This window comes from Agrobacterium sp. OT33 (assembly GCF_017313365.1).
In the GTDB taxonomy this organism is placed as follows: Bacteria; Pseudomonadota; Alphaproteobacteria; order Rhizobiales; family Rhizobiaceae; genus Agrobacterium; species Agrobacterium rhizogenes_A.
The window spans coordinates 513,262-531,682 of record NZ_JAFLMZ010000001.1 but is presented as its reverse complement, the minus strand read 5'-3'; the positions used below and the strand labels follow the sequence as shown (position 1 = coordinate 531,682).

The window sequence follows — 18,421 nt, the reverse complement described above, 5'->3', positions numbered from 1 at the left end:
CGCCCATGAGTCTGATCGGCAAGTTCGCCACTGTCGGCACCGCCACGCTCGGCAGCCGCATCTTCGGCTTCCTCCGTGAAACCCTGATGGCCGCCGCCGTCGGCACGGGTCCGGTGGCCGATGCCTTTAACGCCGCTTTCCGTTTTCCAAACACCTTCCGGCGGCTTTTTGCCGAAGGCGCTTTCAACTCCGCCTTCGTGCCGCTTTTTGCCAAGGAAATCGAGGCGAATGGCATGGAAGGCGCAAGGCGCTTTTCCGAAGAGGTCTTCGGTGTCCTGTTCACCGTGTTGCTGGCGCTGACGATCCTGATGGAACTGTCGATGCCGTTCATCGTGCGCACGATCATCGCGCCGGGCTTCGTCGATGATCCCGTGAAGTTCGAAAACACCATCCATCTCGCCACCATCATGTTCCCTTATCTCGCCTGCATGTCGCTGGCGGCGATGATGGGCGGCATGCTGAACTCGCTGCACCGCTATTTTGCGGCGGCGATCGCGCCGGTTTTCCTCAACATCATCCTTATTGGTGTGCTCGCCCTGGCGTGGTGGAAGAATTACGATCCGTTGCAGGTGGGCTACGCGCTCTCCTGGGGGGTGATGGCGGCGGGTCTGGTGCAGCTTGCCATCGTCTGGATTGCCGTGCGCAATGCCGGCATGCGCATCGGTTTCCGCAGGCCGCGGCTGACGAAGAATGTGCAGCGCCTTCTGGTGCTTGCCCTGCCGGCGGCAATAACAGGCGGTATCACCCAGATCAATCTGCTGATCAACACCAACATCGCATCGGCTGGTGAAGGCGTGATCTCCTCGCTTGCCTATGCGGACCGGATTTATCAACTCCCGCTCGGCGTCGTCGGCATTGCGGTGGCCACCGTGCTTTTGCCGGAACTGGCGCGGGCGTTGCGCGGCGGGCAGATGGTCGAGGCGGGAAGCCTGCAGAACCGCTCGGTGGAATTCGTGCTGTTCCTGACATTACCTGCCGCTGCCGCGCTTCTCGTCATGGCGGAGCCCATCGTTCGTTTTCTTTATGAACGCGGCAACTTTTCGCCTTCGGCCACCGTCACCGTCGCGCAAATTCTCGGCATCTATGGCCTTGGCTTACCGGCTTTCGTGCTGATCAAGGCCTTTATTCCGGGCTTCTTCGCCCGGGAGGATACCCGCACGCCAATGATCTTCGCGGCGATTTCCGTGGTGGTGAACGTCTCCATGGCGCTGACGCTCTTCCCGCGCCTCGGAGGCCCGGGCATTGCCATTGCCGAGATCACCGCCGGCTGGGTCAATGCCGCCTTGCTGTTCGGCATGCTGTTGTGGCGCGGTCACTGGCATGTGGATATTCCGCTGCTCACCCGCATTCCGCGTTTGCTGCTGGCCGCAGCCTTGATGGCCGGTTTCATACATTATGCGCTGACCTGGCTGAGCTTCGAACTGTCTTCCGCCTCGTCGATTTTCGTGCGGGCCGGCACCATCATGGCTCTCGTCTTTGCGGCCATGCTGGTCTATTTCGTGCTCGCTTTCGTTTCCGGCGGTGCCGATATCGGCATGGTCAAACGAGCCATCCGTAAGCGCGGCAAGAAGAACATCGAAACGGAGGCGGGCTGATGTCCTTTGCCGGGAACCGCCGCATAGCGCTCGTCACCCTCGTGGTGGATGATTACGACCGGGCGAAGGCATTTTATTGCGACGTTCTCGGGTTCGACTGCCTTTCCGATCAGCCGCTTGGCGACGGCAAAAGATGGCTGGTGGTGAAGCCGCAAGGCACCGAGGGCGGCGGCCTGCTGCTTGCCGAGGCGGACGGTGAACAGCAGAGGCTTGCCATCGGTAATCAGACGGGCGGCCGTGTCGGGTTTTTCCTGCATACCGATAATTTCCAGCGCGATTATGAGACCATGCTCGCCCGCGGTGTGCGCTTTCTGGAAGAACCGCGCCACGAGGTTTACGGCTCCGTTGCGGTCTTTACCGATCCTTATGGAAATCGTTGGGATCTTCTTCAGCCGCGCGGCTGAGATGCCCTGAAACCGCTTGATTGCGGGGGGCTGCGGGTGCATAAGCGCGCGTGCAATTCCAATCATGGGGCGGGGCCCTCCACAAGCCTTTTCGAGGACGACAATGAACGCATTCAAGCCGCTGGTTTTCTCGGGCGTCCAGCCGACCGGCAATCTGCATCTCGGCAATTATCTCGGTGCGATCCGCAAGTTCGTGGCATTGCAGGAAGATAACGACTGCATCTATTGCGTCGTCGACATGCATGCCATCACCGCCCAGCTCGTTCACTCCGACCTGAAGGCGCAGACCCGCTCCATCGCGGCTGCCTTCATCGCTTCGGGCATCGATCCCGTGAAGCATATCGTCTTCAACCAGTCGGCCGTGCCGCAGCATGCGGAACTGGCATGGGTGTTCAACTGCGTGGCGCGCATCGGCTGGATGGAGCGCATGACGCAGTTCAAGGACAAGTCCGGCAAGAATGCCGAGCAGGTCTCGCTCGGCCTGCTTGCCTATCCGAGCCTGATGGCCGCTGACATTCTCGTCTATCGCGCCACCCACGTGCCCGTTGGAGACGACCAGAAACAGCATCTGGAACTCGCCCGCGATATCGCCCAGAAATTCAACATCGATTTCGGCGATCATATCCGCAAGGCGGACCTTGGCATCGATATCACCGTGGGCGATGAGCCGGTGCATGCCTATTTCCCTATGGTGGAGCCGCTGATCGGCGGTCCGGCACCGCGCGTGATGTCCTTGAAGGACGGTACCAAGAAGATGTCGAAGTCCGATCCTTCCGATCTGTCGCGCATCAACCTCATGGACGATGTCGACGCGATCTCGAAGAAGATCAAGAAGGCTAAGACCGATCCGGACGCATTGCCGAGCGAAGTCGAAGGCCTGAAGGGCCGTCCCGAGGCCGAAAACCTCGTGGGCATTTATGCCGCCCTTTCCGACAGGACCAAGGCGGATGTTCTTGCCGAATTCGGCGGGCAGCAGTTCTCGGCCTTCAAGCCGGCCCTGGTCGAGCTTGCCGTTGATGTGCTGGCTCCGGTCAACAACGAGATGCGCCGTCTTCTCGATGATCCGACCCACATCGACGCCATCCTCAAACAGGGCGGAGAGCGGGCACGCACCATCGCCGAAAAGACGATGAACGAGGTGCGCGATATCATCGGCTTCCTGCGCTGACAGGTCGCTGCCGCGCGGATGCGGCGGGCGGTTTGCGCCTGCCGTGATTTGATATAATCTCCGCCCGAACCGTCGGGCGGTTTTGCGGATCACGGCGGACTTAGGGAGTGCGGAATGGTTTCAAAACGGCTGTCGCGTCTGGAAGGGCATCGCCGCAAGTTTCTCGCTGTTATCGATGACACACCGGAATGCGAAAGGGCCGTGCACTATGCCGGTCGTCGCGCCAAGAACTCCAATGGCGGGCTGGTGCTGCTTTACGTGATCCCCGAAGGCGATTTCCAGCAATGGCTGGGTGTCGAGCAGATCATGCGGGCGGAAGCGCGCGAGGAGGCGGAGGCCACGCTTGCCAAGATCGCCCAGAAGGTTCGTGAGACCATCGGCATCGAGCCGGAAGCGGTGATCCGCGAAGGCAGCGCCACCGAGCAGATACACGGGCTGATCGAGGAAGACCGGGATATCGCGATCCTCGTTCTGGCGGCAGGCTCGACGAAGGAAGGACCGGGACCGCTTGTATCCTCCATCGCCGGACGCGGCGCTGCATTCCCCATTCCCGTCACCGTGTTGCCGGATACGTTGTCGGACGAGGAAATCGACGCGCTCTGCTGATCCGGCCCCGGACAAGATTTAGGGGCTGACGATTTCTTGAATGTAATTATCATGTCAGGGCTTGAAGTGAAGCTTCGCCGGGCGTATTTTTTGGAAGAATTCTAAAACATGTCTCCCAAAAGCGGGAACCGGTTTTGGGATAAAGACATGCGTAGCAAAAAATTTAAAGCGCGTGGTCGTGAAGGCGGCGCGCTTTGAATTACGGGGCGTGAATGGCGACCTCGAAGGAGACAGACGATGTTCATTCAGACGGAAGCCACGCCGAACCCGACGACGCTGAAGTTCCTGCCCGGCAAGGTGGTGCTGGAAAGCGGGACAGTGGAGTTTCTCAACCCGTCGCAGGCGCAGGCCTCACCGCTGGCGGAACGCCTCTTTACGATTCCGGGCGTTACCGGCGTTTATTTCGGTTTCGATTTCATCACCGTCACCAAGGACGGTGCGGAGTGGCAGCACCTGAAGCCCGCCATTCTGGGCGCGATCATGGAACATTTCATGTCCGGCCGCCCGATCATGGGCACGGCTATTGCCGCCGAAGTATCGGATGAGGAAGGCGAGTTCTTCGAAGAGGGTGACGAAACCATCGTCGCCACCATCAAGGAACTGCTGGATACCCGCGTCCGCCCCGCCGTGGCGCAGGATGGCGGCGACATCACCTTCCGCGGTTTCCGCGATGGCACCGTGTTTCTGAACATGAAGGGCGCCTGCTCGGGTTGCCCGTCCTCCACCGCCACGCTGAAGCACGGCGTTCAGAATCTGCTTCGCCATTTCGTGCCGGAAGTGCGCGAAGTCGAAGCGGTATGACATCGTAAGCCAGGTCCCGACATGATTGTTCTCGCACTCGACACGTCAGGTGTGGATTGTTCCGCCTGCGTATATGACAGCGCCTCCGACAGGGTGCTCGGCGAAGTGTGCGAAACGATCGGAAAGGGCCATGCCGAAAGGCTGATGGCTGTGATCGATGGCGCGTTGCAACAGGCACAGCTTCCACTTCAGAAGGTGGAGCGTATCGCCGTGACAATCGGCCCGGGGTCCTTTACCGGCATCCGCGTCGGGGTTGCCGCCGCGCGGGGCTTTGCGCTGTCGCTTGGCGTCGAGGCCGTGGGCGTCACCACGCTTGAAACGCTCGCTCATCATCATCTGCTTGCAAATCCCGGCCGGCCTGTGGCCGCCGGGCTGGATGCCAAACGTGGTGAAGCCTATCTCCAGACATTTGCGGCGGATGGGTCGCCGCTTCGTGAGGCAGTGCTGTTGTCTCTCGACGATGCCAGAGCGGCTCTTTCCGGTTTCGATGGTGCCGTAATCGGCTCGGCCGCGCCCCTGTTTGCAGGAGAGGAAACAGGTTCCGGGCCGGACCATTTCCCGATCGCCTGCGTCGCCCGTGCCGGAGCGCTCAAGCCGGCGGGCCAGCCGAAACCCGCACCGCTTTATCTGCGCGGGCCTGACGCCCGGCCGCAGACCGGTTTTGCGCTGGCACGTCAGGGCGTTGCCTGATAGGGCATTCGTCAAGACGTGCGAATGATTCCTGTGATGCCCGACCCTTGCCATGTTTGATGACTATCTGAGCTGGAAGCCCTATTTCGAGATCGTGCCGATGCAGCATGAGGATTGCGCCGCGGTGGCGGAACTGCACGCGCTGCGTTTTCCGCGCCCCTGGAATGACGGGGAGTTCTCCGGACTGTTGACGCAAGGATCTGTTTTCGGCGCCGTTGCACGTCAGACCAACGCATTTTTCAGCAAGCCGCTCGGTGGTTTCGTGCTTGCGCGGGAAGTGGCGGGAGAAGCGGAAATCCTCACCATCGCTGTCGCCGACAGGTTCTCGCGCACCGGCCTCGGCTGGCGCCTGATGCAGTCTGCCACCCGTGAGGCGATGATGCGCGGCGCTGAAACCATATTTCTCGAGGTGGACAACAGCAACGCCTCCGCCCTCGGGCTTTATAAAAAGCTCGGCTTCAAAACCGTCGCGGAACGCAAGGCCTATTACACCGCCAAGGATGGAACGAAGTCGACGGCGCTTGTCATGCGCCGCGATCTTCGCTAGTTCCCTGCGACAGGCATTTTTTCGGCGAAAGCCGCAAAATTCAACCGGAATACTCAAAAGGCCAGAAGACGTGATAGACCTTTCGAAAACGCTGGAGGAGCTTTGTGCCGAACGCGGCATGCGGATGACGGACCAGCGCCGCGTCATTGCCCGTGTCCTGCAGGAATCGGCTGATCATCCAGATGTCGAGGAACTTTACCGCCGTTCCTCCGCCGTGGACCCGCGCATCTCGATTTCCACCGTCTACAGAACGGTGAAGCTGTTCGAGGACGCGGGCATCATCGAGCGTCACGATTTTCGCGATGGCCGCTCGCGTTATGAGACCGTGCCCGAGGAACATCACGATCATCTGATCGACCTGAAGAACGGCGTGGTCATCGAATTCCATTCGGCCGAGATCGAGGCCCTTCAGGAAAAGATCGCCCGGGAGCACGGCTTCAAGCTCGTCGATCACCGGCTGGAACTTTACGGCGTGCCGTTGAAGCCCGGCGAACACTGAGACGCTGGTGAACAAGCGGGCGTTTCCATCATGATGTGGCTGCGGACAGCCTATATAGCGATCGTTCTCCTGATCGTGACGCTCATCCTGCTGCCGCTGCAACTTCTGGGCCTTGCCTTCGACTGGCGGCTGCGCCGTCGCATTCCCCGCATCTGGCACCGGATAGCCTGTCATGTACTCGGTATCCGCGTGCATGTTCACGGAGAGGTGGAGCGGGCAAAGCCGCTGATGCTGGCGGTCAACCACGCCTCGTGGAAGGACATCCTCGTTTTGGGCAGCATTGCCGACGTGGTGTTCATTGCCAAGACGGAGGTGCGTGACTGGCCGGTCTTCGGCTGGCTTGCCCGGCTGCAGAAAAGCATCTTCGTTCAGCGCGAACAGAAGCGCAGCACCGGCGCACAGGTCAGCGAGATCGCCAGCCGCATGGCTGACGGCGAGATCGTCGTTCTGTTCCCTGAAGGGACGACTTCGGACGGTAATCGCATGCTGGCCGTGAAATCCTCGCTGTTCGGCGCGGCTTCCACTGCCGCTGAACAGGTTCCGGGAAAGCTGGTCTACGTGCAGCCGGTCGCCATCGCCTATACGCGGGTGCATGGCATGGCCATGGGACGTTATCACCGGGTCATTGCCGCCTGGCCGGGCAGCATCACGCTCGTGCCGCATCTGCTCGGCATCATCAAGGCCGGCGCCATCGATGTCGACGTGACCTTCGGTGACAGCGTTCCGTTCCACAGCACGGATAACCGCAAGCGCCTCGCCACCGATATTGCCGGTGCGATCCGCTCCATGCTGGCCTTCAGCCTGCGTGGCGGCTGGCGAAAATGACGTATCGGACCGAAAACTGTGTGGCGTTTTTCGGAAAATCCGCTGCGTAAACAAAAATCGAGAGCAACGGAATGACTCCGTTGCTCTGGTATCGTAGCTTTTCCGGGATTTTTCTATTTAATCTGGCCGGAAAAAACACTAGATAGCCGCCATGACCCAGGAAACGCTTGGCCTCGACGCCCCACACATGATTGCCCGAGAGGGCTCTAACAGTCGAAAAGTCTTCATCAAGACCTATGGCTGTCAGATGAACGTCTATGATTCCGTCCGCATGAGCGATGCGCTGGCGAAGGATGGTTACGTTCAGACCGAGGATATGGGCGAGGCGGATCTGGTTCTGCTGAATACCTGTCACATCCGCGAAAAGGCGGCTGAAAAGGTCTATTCGGCGCTGGGCCGCCTGCGCGACATGAAAAAATCGCGCGAAGAGCAGGGCCGTGAATTCATGATCGGCGTTGCCGGCTGTGTGGCGCAGGCGGAAGGCGAGGAAATTCTTCGCCGTGCGCCCGCCGTCGATGTCGTCATCGGCCCGCAGACCTACCACCGCCTGCCGGACGCCCTGAAGCGGGTGCGTGGCGGTGAGCGTGTCATCGAGACCGAATATGCGGTCGAGGACAAGTTCGAACATCTGCCGGTCGCCGAAAAGGCGACGTTGCGCACGCGCGGCGTCACCGCCTTTCTGACGGTGCAGGAAGGCTGCGACAAGTTCTGTACCTTCTGTGTCGTGCCCTATACGCGCGGTTCGGAGGTGTCACGCCCCGTGCGCCAGATCGTCGATGAGGCGATGAAGCTGGTGGATGCCGGCGTGCGTGAAATCACGCTTCTCGGCCAGAACGTCAATGCCTGGCAGGGTGAAGGCCCGAAGGGCGATAAATGGGGCCTCGCCGAGCTGCTCTACCGGCTGGCGGAAATACCCGGCCTTGCGCGGCTGCGCTACACCACCAGCCATCCACGCGATATGGACGAGCGCCTGATCGGCGCGCACCGCGATCTGCGTATCCTGATGCCCTATCTGCATCTGCCGGTACAATCGGGATCGGATGGCATTCTGAAGGCGATGAACCGCCGCCATACGGGCAGGGAATATATCCAGCTTATCGAAAAAATCCGCGCCGCCCGCCCTGATATCGCCATGTCGGGGGACTTTATTGTCGGCTTCCCCGGTGAGACGGATCGCGATTTCGAAGACACGATGGCGATTGTCGAGACGGTGAAATACGCGCAGGCCTTCTCGTTCAAATATTCCACCCGGCCCGGCACGCCGGGCGCCGATCTCACGGATCAGGTTGCGGAAGAAGTGAAGGCCGAGCGGCTGGAAAGATTGCAGGCCCTGTTGCTGCGGCAACAGAAGGAATTTGCGGAATCGCTGGTCGGAAAGACCATGGATGTGTTGCTGGAAAAGCCCGGCCGCATGCCTGGACAGTTGATAGGTCGCTCTCCCTGGCTGCAATCCGTGAATCTTGATGCAAAGACGTTGAAAATCGGTGACATTGTTCATGTACGAATCACCGCAACGGGTCCAAACAGCTTGTTTGCCGAGGTGGCAGAGAGTTAGAGTGAGGAGCCGACACTGATTGGGACAGGAGCCTGACCGCTTGAACGCACACGAATTGGTATCAAATTCATCGCGCCAGCCACGCCAAGCCGCGACCGACGCCAATCACTTCGTCCTCACGTTCGAGAATAACAGGATAGCGGGAGAGCTATTCGGTCAGTTCGATCAGAACCTGAAGCTTCTGGAACAGCGCCTCAACATTGATGCGCGTCCGCGTGGCAATTCCGTCGCCATCACCGGTGACGTCGTTGCCACCAATCAGGCTCGCCGGGCGCTGGATTTCCTTTATGAACGGCTGCTCAAGGGCGGAACCGCCGAGGTTTCCGATGTCGAAGGCGCGATCCGCATGGCCATGGCCGCGGACGACCAGCTGACCTTGCCGACGATGGAACGCAAGGCGAAGATTTCCATGGCGCAGATTTCCACACGCAAGAAGACCATCGCTGCCCGCACGCCGACGCAGGACGTCTATATGCGGGCACTGGAGCAATCCGAACTGGTTTTCGGCGTTGGCCCTGCCGGTACCGGCAAGACCTATCTTGCCGTCGCTCATGCGGCGCAGCTTCTGGAGCGCGGCGCGGTCGACCGTATCATCCTGTCGCGTCCTGCCGTCGAGGCGGGCGAACGTCTGGGCTTCCTTCCGGGCGACATGAAGGAAAAGGTCGATCCCTATCTGCGTCCGCTCTATGACGCGCTTTATGACATGATGCCGGGCGACAAGGTGGAGCGCGCCATTCAGGCGGGCGTCATCGAAATCGCGCCGCTGGCCTTCATGCGCGGTCGCACGCTTGCCAATGCCGCCGTCATTCTGGACGAAGCCCAGAACACCACGACGATGCAGATGAAAATGTTCCTGACGCGTCTCGGCGAAAACGGCCGCATGATCGTGACCGGCGACCCGAGCCAGGTGGATTTGCCGCGCGGCGTCAAATCCGGCCTTGTCGAGGCCCTGCAAATCCTCGGTGATGTCGAAGGTGTTTCCGTCGTGCGCTTCAAGGATGTCGACGTCGTTCGCCATCCGATGGTTGCGCGCATCGTCCGCGCTTATGAATCCCACACGGCGGTGCCGGATGAAAGCCTCGTGAAGGGCGACTGACGTAAAGACGATGACAGTTCTGGATATTCAAATCAGCGTCGAGGCCGAAGGCTGGTCCTCGGAAGACGATCTGCTTGCCTTTGCAACGAAAGTGCTGGATGCGGCTGTCGATTTTCTGAAGCGGGAAGAGGGCCAACCCTTCCCGAAAATGCCGGTGGAACTGTCACTGGTCTTCACCGACGATGAAAATATCCGCGAGATCAATGCTGAATGGCGCGACAAGGACAAGGCGACCAATGTCTTGTCTTTCCCCGCTTTTCCGCTGGAACCGGGCGGAATGCCGGGACCCATGCTGGGCGATATCGTCATCGCGCGCGAGACGGTTGAGCGCGAGGCCCTTGAACTTGAGAAGAGTTTCGAGGATCATCTGACCCATCTGCTTGTTCATGGGTTCCTGCATTTGTTTGGTTATGACCACATGGACGAGGAAGAAGCCGAAGAAATGGAGTCGCTTGAGACTCGCATTTTGGCGCTGCTTGGCCTATCTGATCCCTACGCGGGTCAGGAACCGCTTTGAATATTGTCTGGAGCCATGAACGAACATTCTGCACGACCTGCCAATGAGGGCAGAGAAAACGGTGAGCAGTCCTCCTCGGAGGAGGGCAGTAGTCATTTACGTCAAGACTACAATGCAAAGCCGAGAACGACGATCTGGTCTCGCATCGCACGGTTGCTGAAACCGTCTCAGGGCGAGCGCCTGCGCGAGGATTTGACCGACGCGCTGATGGACGACACCGAAATCGGTGCGGCCTTTTCGCCCGAAGAACGGGCGATGCTGAACAATATCCTGCGTTTCCGGGAGGTTCGGGTCGAAGATATCATGATCCCGCGGGTGGATATCGACGGTCTCGACCAGAACATGACGATCGGCGATGCGCTGATCCTCTTTGAGGAAACCGGTCGTTCCCGCATGCCGATCTATGACGAGACGCTGGATAATCCGAAGGGCATGATCCATATCCGCGACCTGCTTGCCTATGTCGCCAAACAGGCCCGCAACAAGCGCCGGGCCGGGTCGCGCAGCGTTGCCTATACGGAAGTGAAGGCACCCCGTTCGCCAAGGCCGAATTTCGATCTAGCGCGGGTCGATCTCGAACAGACCCTCGCCGATGCGGGACTGGTGCGTAAAATTCTGTTTGCGCCGCCCTCCATGCTGGCTTCGGATCTCTTGAAGACCATGCAGGCCCAGCGAACCCAGCTTGCGCTGGTGATCGACGAATATGGCGGCACCGACGGTCTCGTCAGCCACGAGGATATCGTCGAGATGGTCGTGGGCGATATCGATGACGAGCACGACAAGGATGAGGCGATGTTCTCGCGTCTTTCGGCCGACGTGCTCGTGGCGGATGCCCGCGCCGAACTTACGGAACTGGCCGAGGCAATCGGGCCTGAATTCGACGTTAGGGAACATCTGGAAGAAATCGATACCCTCGGCGGTTTGATCTTCTTCGCGCTCGGCCGCATTCCGGCCAAGGGTGAGGTGGTCAGGGCCGTGCCTGGTTTCGAATTCCAGATTCTCGATGCGGATACACGCCGCATCAAGGGTGTCCGCATCGTGCGTGATCACGGTTCGGAAGGGCAGGATGACCGTGCACCGGGTGATGCCGGCGCCAACGAGGTGATTGCGCTGCCGGCACCGGATGTCCGCCTCATCGCGCACCAGCAGAATGCCGACTGAATGGGATCGACGGGGATAATACCCGTCGATTTGCTTCTCTGGCTGCGATCCTGCCATTTGAATGCCGGGTCGGTCCATGAAAAGCACAGCCGGTCATCAGGGCTTTCTCCACTCCTGTGGACTGCGAATCTTTTTTCCTTTACGTCGGGTCTGAGAGAAAATTCCGTTGCGCGGCCTTGCCGTCCGCGGGCTTTTCCGGACGCGCATAAAACGGAGATGGCATGGAGCGTCTTGCAGGCAGGGTAATGCTGGCCGGTGGCAAAAGCCGCGCAGTCATGGCGATTGCCGCAGGCGCGGTCGGTGCGCTGGCTTTGCCTCCATTCGGCTTTTTCGCGGCCTTGTTTTTGTCTTTCACCCTGCTTGTCTGGCTGGTGGATGGCTGCACCGGCAAGCCGGGCGGCGGCATCTTCAGTCGCGTCATGCCCGCTTTTGGCATCGGCTGGTGTTTCGGGCTCGGTTATTTCGTGGCGGGCCTGTGGTGGCTGGGTAATGCCCTTTTGCTGGAGGCGGATGAATTCGCCTGGGCGCTGCCGCTCGCCATCCTTGGCCTGCCCGCTTTTCTGGCGCTGTTTTACGGTTTTGCCGTTGCTGCGGCCAATATCGTCTGGTCGGATGGTCTCGGCCGTATTGCGGCGCTTGCCGCCGCATTCGGCTTTTCGGAATGGCTGCGCAGCTTTCTCGCAACTGGCTTCCCCTGGAATGCCATCGGTTACGGCATCATGCCCATCCCGGTCATGATGCAGTCCGCGCATCTGCTCGGACTTTTCAGCGTGACCACGCTGGCCGTTTTCATCTTTGCCGCACCGGCCCTGATCGGCACGAAAAAAGGCATGTGGCCGGGCCTTGCCCTGGCGGGCCTGTTGCTGGCCGGCCATTTCGGTTACGGCCTCTACCGCCTTCAGACACCGGCGGAGACACCGGAAGATGCCCTGACGGTCAGGATCGTGCAGCCGTCGATCGACCAGTCGCGCAAAATGCTGAATTCCGACCGCGCCGAGATTTTCGGTGAGCATCTGCGCCTGACGGCCCTGCCGCCGGGTGAAGGGAAGAAGCGCCCGGACATCATTGTCTGGCCGGAAACATCCGTGCCTTTCATCCTGACGCAGAATCCCGACGCCCTCACCGAGATTGCAAAGACGCTGGAAGACGGACAGGTTCTGTTCACCGGCGCCGTCAGAATGGAAGATCAGGGGGCAGGCCGCCCGCCGCGTTATTACAATTCGGTCTATGCGATCGACAGCCAGGGCGAGATCATCGGCGCGACCGACAAGGTGCATCTGACCCCCTTTGGCGAATATGTCCCCTTTGAAGGCATCCTGCGGGAATTCGGCATCGACAATGTCATCGCCCTGCCGGGGGGCTTTTCCGCCGCTTCCTCGCGTACGCCGCTCACGCTTCCGTCGGGCAAGACCTTCTATCCTCTCATCTGTTACGAGATCATTTTCCCGGGTGAGATGACGCCGGGGCTCGCCGGCTCGGCCGCCATTCTGAATGTGACCAATGATGGCTGGTTCGGCGATACGCCCGGCCCTTATCAGCATTTTCTGCAGGCGAGAGTCCGGGCCGTTGAGACGGGCGTGCCGGTGATTCGGGGTGCCAATACCGGAATTTCTGCCGTCATAGACCCCTATGGCCGCATTATCGCCGGGCTCGATTACGGTCGGGTGGGAATTGTTGACGCCACTTTGAGTGGTGGGTCAAACGACGCATTTACTTACGACACACATCGGACGTATTTCTGGTTGATTTTTTCCATCATGCTGATCGTTGCGGTATTTCCTGCCTGGAGTTTTGCTCGGCGCCAGAATTGACCGGGAACTTCCGCAATTGCATAGTGAATACGTCAGTCGTAAAACAAGTTTAGACGCTGTCGAAATGCCGGCTCATTTCTTCGAATAGTAATGAAGCGAGATATCAACCCTTTCCGAGTGTCAGGACCGCATGATGACCGAGAATAAGAAAAAGCCTAATCCTATCGACATTCATGTCGGAAGCCGAATTCGTCTTCGCAGAACCATGCTGGGCATGAGCCAGGAAAAGCTGGGCGAAAGCCTTGGAATTACCTTTCAGCAAATCCAGAAATACGAAAAGGGCACAAACCGTGTCGGCGCCAGCCGCCTGCAGAATATTTCCGCGATCCTCAATGTCCCGGTGTCCTTTTTTTTCGAAGATGCTCCCGGCGACCAGGCGGGTGGCGCAAGCGGCATGGCGGAAGCCTCCAGCTCCAATTACGTGGTTGACTTCCTGTCCTCGGCCGAGGGCCTGCAGCTGAACCGCGCATTTGTGAAGATTGCCGATCCCAAGGTTCGCCGCCGTCTCGTTGATCTCGTCAAGGCGCTCGCCGCCGAGGGAGACGCGGAGTAAGCTTTGGCGAGCGATGCCCATAAATTTTCCGGCAAGGGCGCCGGACACTCAACGGTCCGCAAGGGCCGTTTTTTTGTGCCGGATTAGAAAGGAATTCTCACATAAAGATATATTTATGTGGTTGTGTCCTTGTCTTTCATGGCCGAAATGACTAACAAACTCGAAGACCGTTCTTTGAGGGGAATCCCGCATGCGTGCCAATTATCTGTTCACCAGCGAGTCCGTGGCCGAGGGTCATCCGGACAAGGTTTGTGATCGTATTTCCGATGAAATCGTGGACCTCATTTATCGTGAAGCGGCCAAGACGGGTGTAGACCCCTGGACCGTGCGCATTGCCTGCGAAACGCTTGCGACGACCAACCGCGTCATTATCGCCGGTGAGGTTCGGGTTCCCGATACGCTTCTGAAGAAGGACAAGGACGGCAAGGTCCTCAAGGATGCCGCTGGCCATCCGGTCATCAATCCCTCGAAGTTCAAGTCCGCCGCCCGTCGGGCGATCCGCGACATCGGCTACGAGCAGGATGGTTTCCACTGGAAGACCGCCAAGATCGACGTTCTCCTGCACCCGCAGTCCGCAGACATCGCGCAGGGCGTGGATAATGCCTCCGACAAGCAGGGCGACGAGGGTGCCGGCGACCAGGGCATCATGTTCGGTTACGCCTGCAAGGAAACGCCGGACCTCATGCCGGCTCCGATCTATTATTCCCACCGTATCCTGCAGCTGCTTGCCACCGCCCGTAAGAGCGGCGAAGGCGAAGCGGCGAAACTCGGCCCCGATGCCAAGAGCCAGGTGACGGTTCGTTATATCGACGGCAAGGCCGCCGAAGCCGTATCCATCGTTCTGTCTACCCAGCATCTCGATGCAAGCTGGGATTCGAAGAAGGTTCGCGCGGTTGTCGAGCCTTATATCCGCGAAGCTCTGGGTGACCTGAAGATCGCTGACGATTGCCAGTGGTATATCAACCCGACGGGCAAGTTCGTCATTGGCGGTCCCGATGGCGATGCCGGCCTGACCGGCCGCAAGATCATCGTCGACACCTATGGCGGTGCTGCTCCCCATGGCGGCGGCGCATTCTCCGGCAAGGACACGACGAAGGTTGACCGTTCCGCCGCCTATGCCGCCCGCTACCTTGCCAAGAACGTCGTGGCTGCCGGTTTTGCCGAACGTTGCACCATCCAGATTTCCTATGCGATCGGTATCGCCCAGCCGCTGTCGATCTACGTCGATCTGCATGGCACCGGCAAGGTCAACGAAGATCAGGTCGAAGGCGCGATCCGCAAGGTCATGGACCTTTCGCCCTCGGGTATCCGCCGTCACCTCGATCTCAACAAGCCGATCTACGCCAAGACCTCGTCTTATGGCCACTTCGGCCGCAAGGCCGGTCGTGACGGCTCCTTCTCCTGGGAGAAGCTCGATCTGGTGAAGCCGCTCAAGGAAGCTTTGAGCGCTTGAAGCATTCCCGGGAAAGAGCCGCATAGCGGTTTTACGTCCGGAAAATGCATGTAGGGGATATCGCCCTTGTCATTCGGCGACGATTGAGAGATACCGTCTGCACTTTTTGTAACCCGCACAGCGCCACATGCGGCTCTGTGCGGGTTAAATCCATTTGTTCTTGAGAGTATGAGATGACGGAAGAGCGGCGCTCGCGCGCAACGGAAGCGTTTTTTGGCAGGCGCAAGGGAAAGCCTCTTCGCAATCAGCAGATCGATACGATCGAGAACCTGCTGCCTTTGCTGAAAATCGATCTGGAAAGCGCGCCGCCGCGTAATCTTGCCGCTCTTTTTCCCGCGGATGTAAAATCGATCCGTCTTGAGATCGGTTTCGGTGGCGGCGAACATCTTGCCCATCGTGCTGTCGAAAACCCTGAAACGGGTTTCATCGGCGTCGAGCCCTTCGTCAATTCCATGGCCAAGCTGCTTGCTGCCGTGCGCGAAGGCGAGCTGATGAATATCCGTCTTTACGATGATGATGCGACGCAATTGCTGGACTGGCTGCCGGAAGGCTCGATCGATCATATCGACCTTCTCTATCCCGATCCATGGCCGAAGAAGAAGCACTGGAAGCGCCGTTTCGTTTCTGACGTCAATCTTGCCCGCTTCCACCGCGTTCTGAAACCCGGTGGCAAGTTCTGCTTCGCATCGGATATCGATACTTACGTCAACTGGACGCTGCAGCATTGCGCCCGGCATGGCGGCTTCGAGTGGACGGCGACAAGCGCTGACGACTGGCGCACGCCCTATGCCAACTGGCCGGGCACGCGTTACGAGAACAAGGCGAAAAGAGAAGGCCGCAGCTCGGCCTATCTCACCTTCATCCGCAGCTGATAGTCACAGGCGACGCGAATATCAGATATTCGCGTCCACTTCCGCGGCAAGCGGAATGGAGGGCTGGGCACCCGCGCGGGTGCAGGCGAGCGAGCCGGCAACGGCAGCGCGCTTCAGCGCCTTTTCGAAATCCATTCCCTGATCGAGGCTGGCGGCAAGATAACCGCAGAAGGTATCGCCTGCGCCAACCGTATCGACCGGCTCGATCTTGAGGCCAGACGCCTTGTAGACCTTGTCGTCGCGCATGGCGATCACGCCGTCCGCACCAAGCGTGACAATCAATGTCTGGCCGGTCCTGTCATGCAGGGCCTTGAGTTCGGTTTCCCGTTCGGAAGCGGAAAGTCCGTTCTTGCCGATCAACAGTTCGAACTCGGTTTCGTTGGCGATGACGATATCGGCAAGGCCGGCAAGGCGCGGCCCGTCGCCGGTCAGCGGCGCAGTATTGATGACGGTGGTGATGCGTTTCGCCTTCGCTGTCGTCAGCGCCGCTTCGATGGCGGACGCCGGTATCTCGAACTGCAGCATCAAAATGTCGCCTGCCGACATTTCCGCCACGGCCTTTGCGGCGTCGGACGCGGAGACTTCGCCATTGGCGGCGGGAATGACCGAGATCATGTTTTCCCCGCCTTCACCGATAAGGATCACCGCCGTTCCCGTCGGGCCGGGCGCTGTTTTGACCAATGAGAGATCGGTGCCGGCGTCGCGCAGCAACGTCAATGCCGGTGCGGCAAAGGTGTCGTCACCCGCAGCCCCCGCCATCTTGACCGTGGCGCCAGCGCGCCGTGCGGCCAGTGCCTGGTTGGCTCCCTTGCCGCCTGCGGCCGTGGAGAAGGTCTCTCCCGTCACGGTTTCACCGGGCTTGGGCAGGCGTTTGGCGGTGGCGACGAGATCCATGTTGATGGAGCCGAAAACAGTAATCATGGCGGGCATGTCCGTATAAAATTCAAGCAAGGCGGCGACTTTGCCCGAGGCGATCACTCGTCGTCAACCACCCGCAACTTGGCCGTTCCCGCCCTGTTCTCCGCAAAGCGTCGCGTTTGCTCGATTTCCCCAGGTGCGCTCTCCTTTTCGCTTGGCGAAAAATCGAGGCCCTCGATCTTTTGGCCGCGCGCCAGCACCTTGTCTGAGGAAATCAGCATCATGTCGATGTCCTTCTGCGCCAGCCCGAAATGGGCCTGCAGCTTGCGCGTCCGGTCGTCCAGCCGTCGCACATCGTCCATGAGCAGGGCGACTTCGCCCTGAATGAGATGCGCCTGCTCGCGCATGCGCTGATCCTTGAGTACGGACTGGATAACCTGCACCGACAGCATCAGCAGCGATGGTGAAACGATGACCACGCGGGCGCGGTGGGCGCGTTGCACGAGATATTCGAAATGCTGGTGAATATCGGCGAAGATCGATTCGGACGGCACGAAGATGAAGGCCGTATCCTGTGTCTCGCCGCGAATGAGGTATTTCTCGGCCACGTCGCGAATATGCACTTCCATATCGCGGCGAAACTGCTGCACGGCGGCGCGTTTGGTTTCCGGTGTCTCATCCGCCTTGATGGCGTTCCAGGCCTCCAGCGGAAACTTGGCGTCGATGACGAGCGGCGGCGCATTGTTCGGCATCTTGATGATGCAATCCGGACGGTAGCCGTTCGAAAGCGTTGGCTGAAGCTGGAAGGCGCCGGCGGGAAGGGCGTCGGCAATCAGTGTCTCCATGCGCGCCTGTCCGAAAGCACCGCGCGTCTGCTTGTTGGACAGGATCGCCTGCAGCCCGACCACATCCTTCGCCAGATCCTGAATATTGCCCTGTGCCGCATCGATGACGGCAAGACGCTCCTGCAGGCGGCTCAGATTTTCATGCGTCGACCGGGTCTGTTCCGTCAGGGTTTCGCCAAGGCGCTGCGACATGCCGTCGAGGCGCTGGTTGAGCGTCTGGCTCATCTCGGTCTGGCGCGTGCCGAGCGTTTCCGCCATGGCCGCGATCCGGCCATGCAGTTCGGACTGTGTTTTCAGGAGATCGGAGATTTCGCCGTCGGCATCCGCTTTTTTCGTGCGGTTCGTCGTAACCAGCCAGATCGTTGCCAGACCGAAAACCAGAGCCGCGAGCAGCGCGCCGAAACTGATATCGACGGAACCGGCACGCAGGGCTGGATCGAGGAGAACGGAGAAATCTATGCTCATGATTAAATCTAGCAGGTTTCTTGTGATTCGGAAGATCAAAACAAGAACATTCCTGCGGCGGAAATGAGTCGGGCAGGGCGGATGCCGCAGGCCGTTTTCA

General features: G+C 59.6%; 19 protein-coding genes. 17 read left to right on the top strand and 2 right to left on the bottom strand.

The features are described from left to right. Positions 1-5: 5 nt before the first annotated feature. The 17 genes from murJ (at position 6) to trmB (ending at position 16,153) form a co-directional block, all read left to right on the top strand. Positions 6-1,595 (top strand): murein biosynthesis integral membrane protein MurJ, encoded by a 1,590-nt coding sequence (gene murJ, locus JZX88_RS02605; RefSeq protein ID WP_206912440.1) that lies wholly within the window; start codon positions 6-8, stop codon positions 1,593-1,595. Next, the gene (locus JZX88_RS02600; RefSeq protein WP_206912439.1) at positions 1,595-1,999 is read left to right on the top strand and encodes a VOC family protein; all 405 of its coding nucleotides are present in this window, start codon (positions 1,595-1,597) and stop codon (positions 1,997-1,999) included. The genes murJ and JZX88_RS02600 overlap by 1 nt, the downstream gene beginning before the upstream one ends. 103 nt (positions 2,000-2,102) lie before the next feature. Then, on the top strand, positions 2,103-3,167 hold the full coding sequence (trpS, locus tag JZX88_RS02595; RefSeq protein ID WP_110755646.1) for a tryptophan--tRNA ligase: 1,065 nt from the start codon (positions 2,103-2,105) through the stop codon (positions 3,165-3,167). Positions 3,168-3,281: 114 nt separating this feature from the next. Continuing rightward, complete coding sequence (locus tag JZX88_RS02590; RefSeq protein ID WP_065114716.1) at positions 3,282-3,773, top strand: universal stress protein; 492 nt, start codon at positions 3,282-3,284, stop codon at positions 3,771-3,773. Between the two features lie 237 nt (positions 3,774-4,010). Beyond that, positions 4,011-4,574 carry a NifU family protein gene (locus JZX88_RS02585; protein WP_003503755.1) on the top strand — a complete coding sequence of 188 codons (564 nt, stop codon included), beginning with the start codon at positions 4,011-4,013 and terminating at the stop codon, positions 4,572-4,574. A gap of 21 nt (positions 4,575-4,595) precedes the next feature. After that, positions 4,596-5,264, top strand: coding sequence for a tRNA (adenosine(37)-N6)-threonylcarbamoyltransferase complex dimerization subunit type 1 TsaB (gene tsaB, locus JZX88_RS02580; protein ID WP_206912437.1), 669 nt, complete (start codon positions 4,596-4,598; stop codon positions 5,262-5,264). A gap of 52 nt (positions 5,265-5,316) precedes the next feature. Then, a complete protein-coding gene (locus JZX88_RS02575) occupies positions 5,317-5,811 on the top strand; it encodes a GNAT family N-acetyltransferase (protein WP_065114718.1) in 495 nt (164 codons plus the stop codon). 70 nt (positions 5,812-5,881) lie between these two features. Then, positions 5,882-6,310, top strand: coding sequence for a Fur family transcriptional regulator (locus tag JZX88_RS02570; RefSeq protein WP_065114719.1), 429 nt, complete (start codon positions 5,882-5,884; stop codon positions 6,308-6,310). A gap of 30 nt (positions 6,311-6,340) precedes the next feature. Continuing rightward, the gene (locus JZX88_RS02565; RefSeq protein WP_065114720.1) at positions 6,341-7,135 is read left to right on the top strand and encodes a 1-acyl-sn-glycerol-3-phosphate acyltransferase; all 795 of its coding nucleotides are present in this window, start codon (positions 6,341-6,343) and stop codon (positions 7,133-7,135) included. A gap of 151 nt (positions 7,136-7,286) precedes the next feature. Further along, entirely contained in the window at positions 7,287-8,690 is a 1,404-nt protein-coding gene (miaB, locus tag JZX88_RS02560) for a tRNA (N6-isopentenyl adenosine(37)-C2)-methylthiotransferase MiaB (RefSeq protein ID WP_065114721.1), read from the top strand. Between the two features lie 40 nt (positions 8,691-8,730). Then, entirely contained in the window at positions 8,731-9,786 is a 1,056-nt protein-coding gene (locus JZX88_RS02555) for a PhoH family protein (RefSeq protein WP_065114722.1), read from the top strand. 10 nt (positions 9,787-9,796) lie between these two features. Then, positions 9,797-10,303 (top strand): rRNA maturation RNase YbeY, encoded by a 507-nt coding sequence (ybeY, locus tag JZX88_RS02550; RefSeq protein WP_206912435.1) that lies wholly within the window; start codon positions 9,797-9,799, stop codon positions 10,301-10,303. Between the two features lie 15 nt (positions 10,304-10,318). Further along, positions 10,319-11,464 (top strand): hemolysin family protein, encoded by a 1,146-nt coding sequence (locus JZX88_RS02545; protein ID WP_065114724.1) that lies wholly within the window; start codon positions 10,319-10,321, stop codon positions 11,462-11,464. Between the two features lie 221 nt (positions 11,465-11,685). Further along, positions 11,686-13,275 carry an apolipoprotein N-acyltransferase gene (lnt, locus tag JZX88_RS02540; RefSeq protein ID WP_174028791.1) on the top strand — a complete coding sequence of 530 codons (1,590 nt, stop codon included), beginning with the start codon at positions 11,686-11,688 and terminating at the stop codon, positions 13,273-13,275. Between the two features lie 133 nt (positions 13,276-13,408). Then, on the top strand, positions 13,409-13,828 hold the full coding sequence (locus tag JZX88_RS02535; protein WP_065116110.1) for a helix-turn-helix domain-containing protein: 420 nt from the start codon (positions 13,409-13,411) through the stop codon (positions 13,826-13,828). 190 nt (positions 13,829-14,018) lie between these two features. Further along, positions 14,019-15,281 carry a methionine adenosyltransferase gene (gene metK, locus JZX88_RS02530; protein ID WP_065114726.1) on the top strand — a complete coding sequence of 421 codons (1,263 nt, stop codon included), beginning with the start codon at positions 14,019-14,021 and terminating at the stop codon, positions 15,279-15,281. Positions 15,282-15,454: 173 nt separating this feature from the next. Beyond that, positions 15,455-16,153, top strand: a complete 699-nt coding sequence (gene trmB / locus JZX88_RS02525) for a tRNA (guanosine(46)-N7)-methyltransferase TrmB (RefSeq protein WP_206912433.1) — start codon at positions 15,455-15,457, stop codon at positions 16,151-16,153. 21 nt (positions 16,154-16,174) lie between these two features. Here the strand turns inward: trmB and JZX88_RS02520 are convergent, their stop codons facing one another. Both JZX88_RS02520 and JZX88_RS02515 read right to left on the bottom strand, forming a co-directional pair. After that, the gene (locus JZX88_RS02520; protein ID WP_206912432.1) at positions 16,175-17,074 is read right to left on the bottom strand and encodes a ribokinase; all 900 of its coding nucleotides are present in this window, start codon (positions 17,072-17,074) and stop codon (positions 16,175-16,177) included. A 53-nt stretch (positions 17,075-17,127) separates the two neighbouring features. Continuing rightward, the gene (locus JZX88_RS02515) at positions 17,128-18,321 is read right to left on the bottom strand and encodes a DNA recombination protein RmuC (protein WP_206912430.1); all 1,194 of its coding nucleotides are present in this window, start codon (positions 18,319-18,321) and stop codon (positions 17,128-17,130) included. Positions 18,322-18,421 lie beyond the last annotated feature (100 nt).

Coding starts and splice junctions, on each gene's coding strand:
- murJ (WP_206912440.1), top strand. CDS start 6: ATGAGTCTGATCGGCAAGTTCGCCACTGTCGGCACCGCCACGCTCGGC.
- JZX88_RS02600 (WP_206912439.1), top strand. CDS start 1,595: ATGTCCTTTGCCGGGAACCGCCGCATAGCGCTCGTCACCCTCGTGGTG.
- trpS (WP_110755646.1), top strand. CDS start 2,103: ATGAACGCATTCAAGCCGCTGGTTTTCTCGGGCGTCCAGCCGACCGGC.
- JZX88_RS02590 (WP_065114716.1), top strand. CDS start 3,282: ATGGTTTCAAAACGGCTGTCGCGTCTGGAAGGGCATCGCCGCAAGTTT.
- JZX88_RS02585 (WP_003503755.1), top strand. CDS start 4,011: ATGTTCATTCAGACGGAAGCCACGCCGAACCCGACGACGCTGAAGTTC.
- tsaB (WP_206912437.1), top strand. CDS start 4,596: ATGATTGTTCTCGCACTCGACACGTCAGGTGTGGATTGTTCCGCCTGC.
- JZX88_RS02575 (WP_065114718.1), top strand. CDS start 5,317: ATGTTTGATGACTATCTGAGCTGGAAGCCCTATTTCGAGATCGTGCCG.
- JZX88_RS02565 (WP_065114720.1), top strand. CDS start 6,341: ATGATGTGGCTGCGGACAGCCTATATAGCGATCGTTCTCCTGATCGTG.
- miaB (WP_065114721.1), top strand. CDS start 7,287: ATGACCCAGGAAACGCTTGGCCTCGACGCCCCACACATGATTGCCCGA.
- ybeY (WP_206912435.1), top strand. CDS start 9,797: ATGACAGTTCTGGATATTCAAATCAGCGTCGAGGCCGAAGGCTGGTCC.
- JZX88_RS02545 (WP_065114724.1), top strand. CDS start 10,319: ATGAACGAACATTCTGCACGACCTGCCAATGAGGGCAGAGAAAACGGT.
- lnt (WP_174028791.1), top strand. CDS start 11,686: ATGGAGCGTCTTGCAGGCAGGGTAATGCTGGCCGGTGGCAAAAGCCGC.
- JZX88_RS02535 (WP_065116110.1), top strand. CDS start 13,409: ATGACCGAGAATAAGAAAAAGCCTAATCCTATCGACATTCATGTCGGA.
- metK (WP_065114726.1), top strand. CDS start 14,019: ATGCGTGCCAATTATCTGTTCACCAGCGAGTCCGTGGCCGAGGGTCAT.
- trmB (WP_206912433.1), top strand. CDS start 15,455: ATGACGGAAGAGCGGCGCTCGCGCGCAACGGAAGCGTTTTTTGGCAGG.
- JZX88_RS02520 (WP_206912432.1), bottom strand. CDS start 17,074: ATGATTACTGTTTTCGGCTCCATCAACATGGATCTCGTCGCCACCGCC.
- JZX88_RS02515 (WP_206912430.1), bottom strand. CDS start 18,321: ATGAGCATAGATTTCTCCGTTCTCCTCGATCCAGCCCTGCGTGCCGGT.